Below are 5,894 nucleotides of genomic sequence, written 5' to 3' on the forward strand. Positions count from 1 at the left end.
TCAGCAATTGCTGAGCTTTTTGCTAAAACATAGTCATTTACTCTGCTGCCACAAAACCTTCTTTAGGGTTTGAGCCAAAATCGTTTTCACCTTCGTGAGAATCTTGCGCTAAAAAGATAATTAAAACTATCCAACCAATAATAGGCACTAACCAAAGTAGCTGCCACCAACCAGAGCGGCCAGTATCATGAAGACGACGAGCACCCGCGCTTAAACCAGGAATTAAAAGTGCTAAGCTATAAATTGAACCAATAAACATTGTACCTAGTGCACCATCAATCACATTACAAACTACTGAAAAAATAGTATTAAACAATACAAACATCCAATATGCTTTACGACGATTACGACCTGAAAAGTCTGCGTAGCTGCGCAACGCGTTCATGTAATATTCCATAATAATTCTTTAGTGTTATTTTTTATATTCCCTACAGGGCGAAGTTTTATTACTTTTAGTAACAGGTGTATCTTAATTAAAAGCGGCTAAGTTTGAAACAAAAAACCAACTAAAAGCTGGTTTTTTATCATACATTAACGAATTAGCTATTAACTCATAGCCATCATCATTGTCGATGGGTTTTCTAGATAAGATTTCCACACGTTATTAAAGCGTGCAATCGTACCGCCATCAATAACGCGATGATCGCCAGACCAGCTTACTTGCATAATCGCTCTACTCACGACTTGCCCGTTGCTATCAAAACGCGGTAAATGCTGTAACTTTCCTAGCGCAACAATAGCCACTTCTGGTTTATTAATAATAGGTGTCGCAATAGTACCGCCAATTGCGCCAATATTAGAGATGCTAATTGTCCCACCTTTTAAATCATCCGGTGCAACACGCCCTTCTCTAGCTGACTCGGTCAATCGAGTTAAATGATTTGCTACATCAACAATGCTTTTACTCTGACACGATTTAATATTAGGGACTAATAGACCTATTTTTGAGTCGACCGCGATTCCGATATTATGATCGTTATAATAAGTCAGCTCAGAGCATTCATCATTTACTTTAGAATTAAGTACTGGGTACTCTTTCATTGCAAGTGACAACGCTTTTACAAAAAACGGCATCATAGTGAGCTTAACGCCTTGCGCCTTGTATTGCTCCTTCATAGAGCCTCTTAAAGCAATAAGATCGGTTAAATCAATTTCATCACAAAACGTAAAGTGTGGGATTGTAGAGACCGAAGCCACCATTTGCTTTGCCATAGCCGCTTTAATGCCTTTAATAGGCTCGACTCGTACGCCACCAGTTGTATTCTGCATTTGGTTTTGTACTGCACTTTGAGAAGCATCACTATTAAGCGGTGACGTATCAATCGTATTTGGCACTTCGCCTTTTATATACTCTTCAATATCTTGCTTGTAAATACGCCCATTCTTGCCACTGCCAGGTACACAGGTTAAATCAATATCAAGTTCACGTGCTTTGCGACGAACCGCAGGTGATGCAACCGCTTTTTGATTGATAACTTTAGCAGCTTGCTGCATTTTAACAGGGGCAACTTTTTCAGCGACAGCATTAGCTTGAGCCTTTACGACCGCTTGGTTTATATCAACATTAGGTTTTGTTGCACTGCCTGCAATTGTCATTTGAAACAATGGGCTATGTACTTTCGCTATTTCACCTTTTTGGTAATATAACTTTTGCACTGTGCCTGTATATTTTGCCGGAATTTGTACTAATGCTTTGTCGGTCATTACGTCACAAACCGCTTGGTCTTCTTCTATTTCGTCGCCTTCTGCGACTAACCAATCGACAATTTCACACTCAACAATACCTTCACCAATATCAGGGAGTATAAAGTCCTCAACCAAATCAGCTGCGTTGTTATTAGTTTGAGGCGCAGTTTGAGGCGCAGTTTGAGGTGCAGTTTGAAGTGTTTCTTGAGCAGCTTCATTATGCTTATTCTCACCCGCTACATCCATAGCAAATAAAGGGGCATGTACTTTAGCAATTTCACCTTTTTGATAATATAGCTTTGAAATAACGCCATCATGCACAGCCGGAATTTGCACTAATGCTTTGTCTGTCATTACATCACAAATTGGCTGATCTTCAGATACAGTATCGCCTTCTTGCACTAGCCACTCAACAACTTCGCATTCAACAATGCCTTCACCAATATCGGGTAATATAAAATCTTTAGCCATAATAACCCCTAAAAATCCATCGATTGTTTAATTGCAGCCAACACTTTTAATGCATCTGGTATATATTCTTTTTCTAGCGCCAATGGGTATGGCGTGTCTAAGCCACATACACGTAAAATTGGCGACTCTAAATGAAGAAAACATTCTTGCTGGATAGTCGCCGCTATTTCTGCTCCAAAACCATTGGTTATAGGCGCTTCATGGCTGACAATTAAACGCCCGGTTTTAATAACTGATTTAGCAATTGTATCTACATCCCATGGTAATATGCTTCGAAGATCTATTACTTCACAACTTATACCTTGCTCGCTTGCTTGTTTAGCCGCGTCTTCAATAATTTCCATTTGAGCACCCCAGGCTAATAGCGTAATATCAGCACCTTCTTGCACTACTTCAGCTGTGCCTAATTCAATACTGTAATCTTCTTCTGGCACTTCGCCAATTGATGCGCGATATAAACGTTTTGGTTCAAAAAATATTACAGGGTTGTCATCTTTAATTGATGCGCGTAATAAACCTTTCGCTTGATAAGGGTTACGCGGTACAACCACTTTTAAACCCGGTGTGTGCGCAAAATAAGCTTCTGGTGATTGTGAGTGGTATAAACCACCTGCAATACCACCACCATAAGGTGTACGAATAGTTAAGTTACCTACATCAAATTCATTACCACTGCGATAACGAAACTTAGCAGCTTCATTTACTATTTGATCAAAGGCTGGAAAAATATAATCAGCAAATTGAATTTCAGCCAGTGCAGGTGCACCAAATGCCGCTAAACCATTAGCAAAGCCTAAAATGCCTTGCTCTGTTAAAGGTGTATTAAAAACACGATGCTTACCGTATTTTTCTTGCAAGCCCGATGTTGCTCTAAATACACCACCAAAGTAACCAACGTCTTCACCAAAAATGCAGGCTTGAGGATGTTCATTCATCGTGATGTCGAGCGCAGAGTTAATTGCGTGGAGCATGTTCATTTTAGCCATTACTTAATTCTCCCTGCTGTGACTGGGTAAGCATCTGGATGCTGTTTGATATGTTCTTTTAATTGCTCGTACTGGCGTTGTAATAACGGAATTGGCGTATCGTAAACATCCGACACTAGCTCTTCTAATGCGGGTTTTGCAATAACTTCAGCACGCTTAAGCGCCGCTAAAATTTCTTCACGGATTGATTCTTTCGCTTTTGTATCGTCTTCTTCGTTTAACCAGTCTTGCTTGACCAGCCATTTTCTAAATTTATCTATTGGACACGCTTGGTGGTTCGCTTCTTCATCTTTAGAGCGATAGCCACTTGGATCGTCTGACGTAGAGTGCGCGCCTAATCGATAAGCAATCGATTCTATGAGTACTGGTTCACCTTGTGTAGAGGCTATATCCCGTGCTTTTTTAGTCGCCGCATACACAGCCAGTGCATCTGTGCCATCAACACGAATTGTTTTAATGCCATAACCGACACCGCGAGATGCAATGCCATCACCTTTAAACTGTTCATCAGCAGGAGTTGATATTGCATAACCGTTATTACGTGCAAAAAATATAACCGGCGCTCTGTGAACAGCTGCCATATTTAAACCCGCATGAAAGTCACCTTCCGATGCCGCACCTTCGCCGAAGTAACAAATAGTCACATTATCAATTGTGCTTGCAAGCTCGCCAGTTTTTGCGTCGATGTGTTTTATTTTTTGGCCGTATGCATAACCTGTTGCCTGTGGTATTTGCGTACCCAGTGGCGATGAAATGGTCATGTAATTTAGTGCTTTAGAACCATAGTGAATTGGCATTTGACGACCTTTACCTAAATCCAATTCGTTTGAAAACATTTGGTTCATAAATTGATCTAGGGTAAAACCACGATAATGCAGTGCAGCTTGTTCACGATACTGAGCCATAATCATATCGTCTTGATCAAGTGCTGCAGCAGAGGCAGTAACAGCGGCCTCTTCACCTAAACATTGCATATAAAAACTAACACGGCCTTGGCGTTGTGCACCTTGCATACGCTCATCCAATAAACGTATAAAACGCATTGTTTCGTATAATTTAATCGCGGTATGTTTTGAAATATCAGGTGCGGTTGCACTAGGGTGAATGTCGCCATCCTCAGTTAAAATACTAAGGGTTGGAATATTAAGTGCTTGGCCGTCAATAAATTCAAGCGTGTGGTTAATATTCAGCGATACGTTATTTGGATTACTCATAACCTACCTTCTTTTGTTGTCGGTAAAACAGTGCCCCTTTAGATTATTATTGTGGGTGATTATTGCAGGTTAAACTTTGCAATATCTGCACTATCTTTAATTAAAGCTGCCAACACTTTACGTTAACGTAAAGTGTTATTCAACAGATCTAGGACAAAACAAAAGCAAATACTGGTTAAATAAGTGGCAAGTTAACAATACGGTTACTTTAATTAATAGTAATCATATAGTTAACTTAAGGTTAGCAGTGGTCTGATGAGTAAGCTTATACGAAATTACTATCAATATTCATCGGGATAACAGTCAACAGCGCTCTTTGTCCTAACGCGACATTTGCATTTGGGAAAATAATAGCCTCGCCTTCAACGTTGGCATAAAACGGTGTATCACCATCGGTTGCAAGTAGTTCACCTTTCGCAAAGCCTGTAAAGTTCTCGGCGTCATCTGAAAAAGGAAAACTAAAATCATCCTGTGTTCTGTTAATTGTGCGATGCACTGCAAAAAGTTCAAAATCATTTGCATTGAATTTAGGGTATTGCACTTCATTTTGGCTAATTAATGCAGTTAACGTTTGCTTTGTTTTTTCAAAGCGGGTCATATCGTTTTCACCAAATGGCTTAACTTGACCAAGTTCAACCGTGAAAGAATCTGCACCATGTACAAATGATGAATAGTAACTAAACGTTGTCGCAGGTGATTTCATCATAAGCACGGTGTTTACACCACTGCTTAATAAAAACTGTAGCTGAGATTTTTTCCACGGTTTACCATGCAAAAATGGATATACCGCAAACTTTTCGTTTTTGGAGCCTCTAATTGCAGTGTGTAAATCGTAATGACATCGGCTACTTCCTAGCTCGCCACGTGCATAGAAATCACTTACATATTGCTCAAGCTTTGCAGCGCGGGTGCGCTCATTATTCATTGGCACGCCTTCAACTGTATGGTAGCCATTAAATAATCTATTTAAATTTTCTTCTACAAAACGCAAACCAATATTAATCGATTGCGGATTGCCGTAAATAAACAAGGCACGCTGCTTAAGTATTAGCTCACCGTTTATAATTTGTGTGATCAGTGCGTCACAAATTTCGATTGGTGCAGTTTCGTTACCGTGTACAGCACTTGAATAAACCACATCTTTTGTTGTTTTAACCGCAGGTTGGAACTCTATTACTCCGGTGTCGTGTATATTCACACGCGTGCCATTATCTAAAACAAACTCACCTGCATCTAAATGCCATTCGTTATTACGGCTAAGCGTTAAAAAATCACCGGTTTGTTTTAATTCATTTAAGTAAGATGGATTGGCTGACATGTAATAAGCCCTTTTATAGAATATGAGAATAAAACCTCAAGCGTCTACTTTTAATACCAATTGCATTAAATTAATGATCTATTATAGCGACAAGAAAATAGCGCAATAACAAGGCTAAAATTATGATACATAGCTGTTCTATATAAATAATTTTTAACGTAGTTAGTGAGTTATTTAATACGCTAAAGTGATCATGTTTTTAATAATATTGGCTTGTTT

Annotated in this window: 5 protein-coding genes; all 5 read right to left on the bottom strand. The window is 39.4% G+C overall.

Features of this window, described 5'->3' with window-relative positions; translation table 11 throughout:
• Nucleotides 1-37 precede the first annotated feature (37 nt).
• The 5 genes from CWB66_RS03070 to astE all read right to left on the bottom strand — a co-directional run bounded on the left by CWB66_RS03070 (nucleotide 38) and on the right by astE (nucleotide 5,675).
• The gene (locus tag CWB66_RS03070; protein WP_077538022.1) at nucleotides 38-397 is read right to left on the bottom strand and encodes a DUF805 domain-containing protein; all 360 of its coding nucleotides are present in this window, start codon (nucleotides 395-397) and stop codon (nucleotides 38-40) included.
• Nucleotides 398-546: 149 nt separating this feature from the next.
• Nucleotides 547-2,157, bottom strand: a complete 1,611-nt coding sequence (locus CWB66_RS03075; RefSeq protein ID WP_138584299.1) for a dihydrolipoyllysine-residue acetyltransferase — start codon at nucleotides 2,155-2,157, stop codon at nucleotides 547-549.
• 8 nt (nucleotides 2,158-2,165) lie between these two features.
• Nucleotides 2,166-3,143, bottom strand: coding sequence for an alpha-ketoacid dehydrogenase subunit beta (locus tag CWB66_RS03080; RefSeq protein ID WP_138584300.1), 978 nt, complete (start codon nucleotides 3,141-3,143; stop codon nucleotides 2,166-2,168).
• Entirely contained in the window at nucleotides 3,143-4,357 is a 1,215-nt protein-coding gene (locus CWB66_RS03085; protein WP_138584301.1) for a thiamine pyrophosphate-dependent dehydrogenase E1 component subunit alpha, read from the bottom strand. The genes CWB66_RS03080 and CWB66_RS03085 overlap by 1 nt, the downstream gene beginning before the upstream one ends.
• A 265-nt stretch (nucleotides 4,358-4,622) precedes the next feature.
• A complete protein-coding gene (gene astE / locus CWB66_RS03090; RefSeq protein WP_138584302.1) occupies nucleotides 4,623-5,675 on the bottom strand; it encodes a succinylglutamate desuccinylase in 1,053 nt (350 codons plus the stop codon).
• Nucleotides 5,676-5,894 lie beyond the last annotated feature (219 nt).

Source organism: Pseudoalteromonas sp. S558 (assembly GCF_005886635.1).
GTDB classification, from domain to species: Bacteria; Pseudomonadota; Gammaproteobacteria; order Enterobacterales; family Alteromonadaceae; genus Pseudoalteromonas; species Pseudoalteromonas aliena.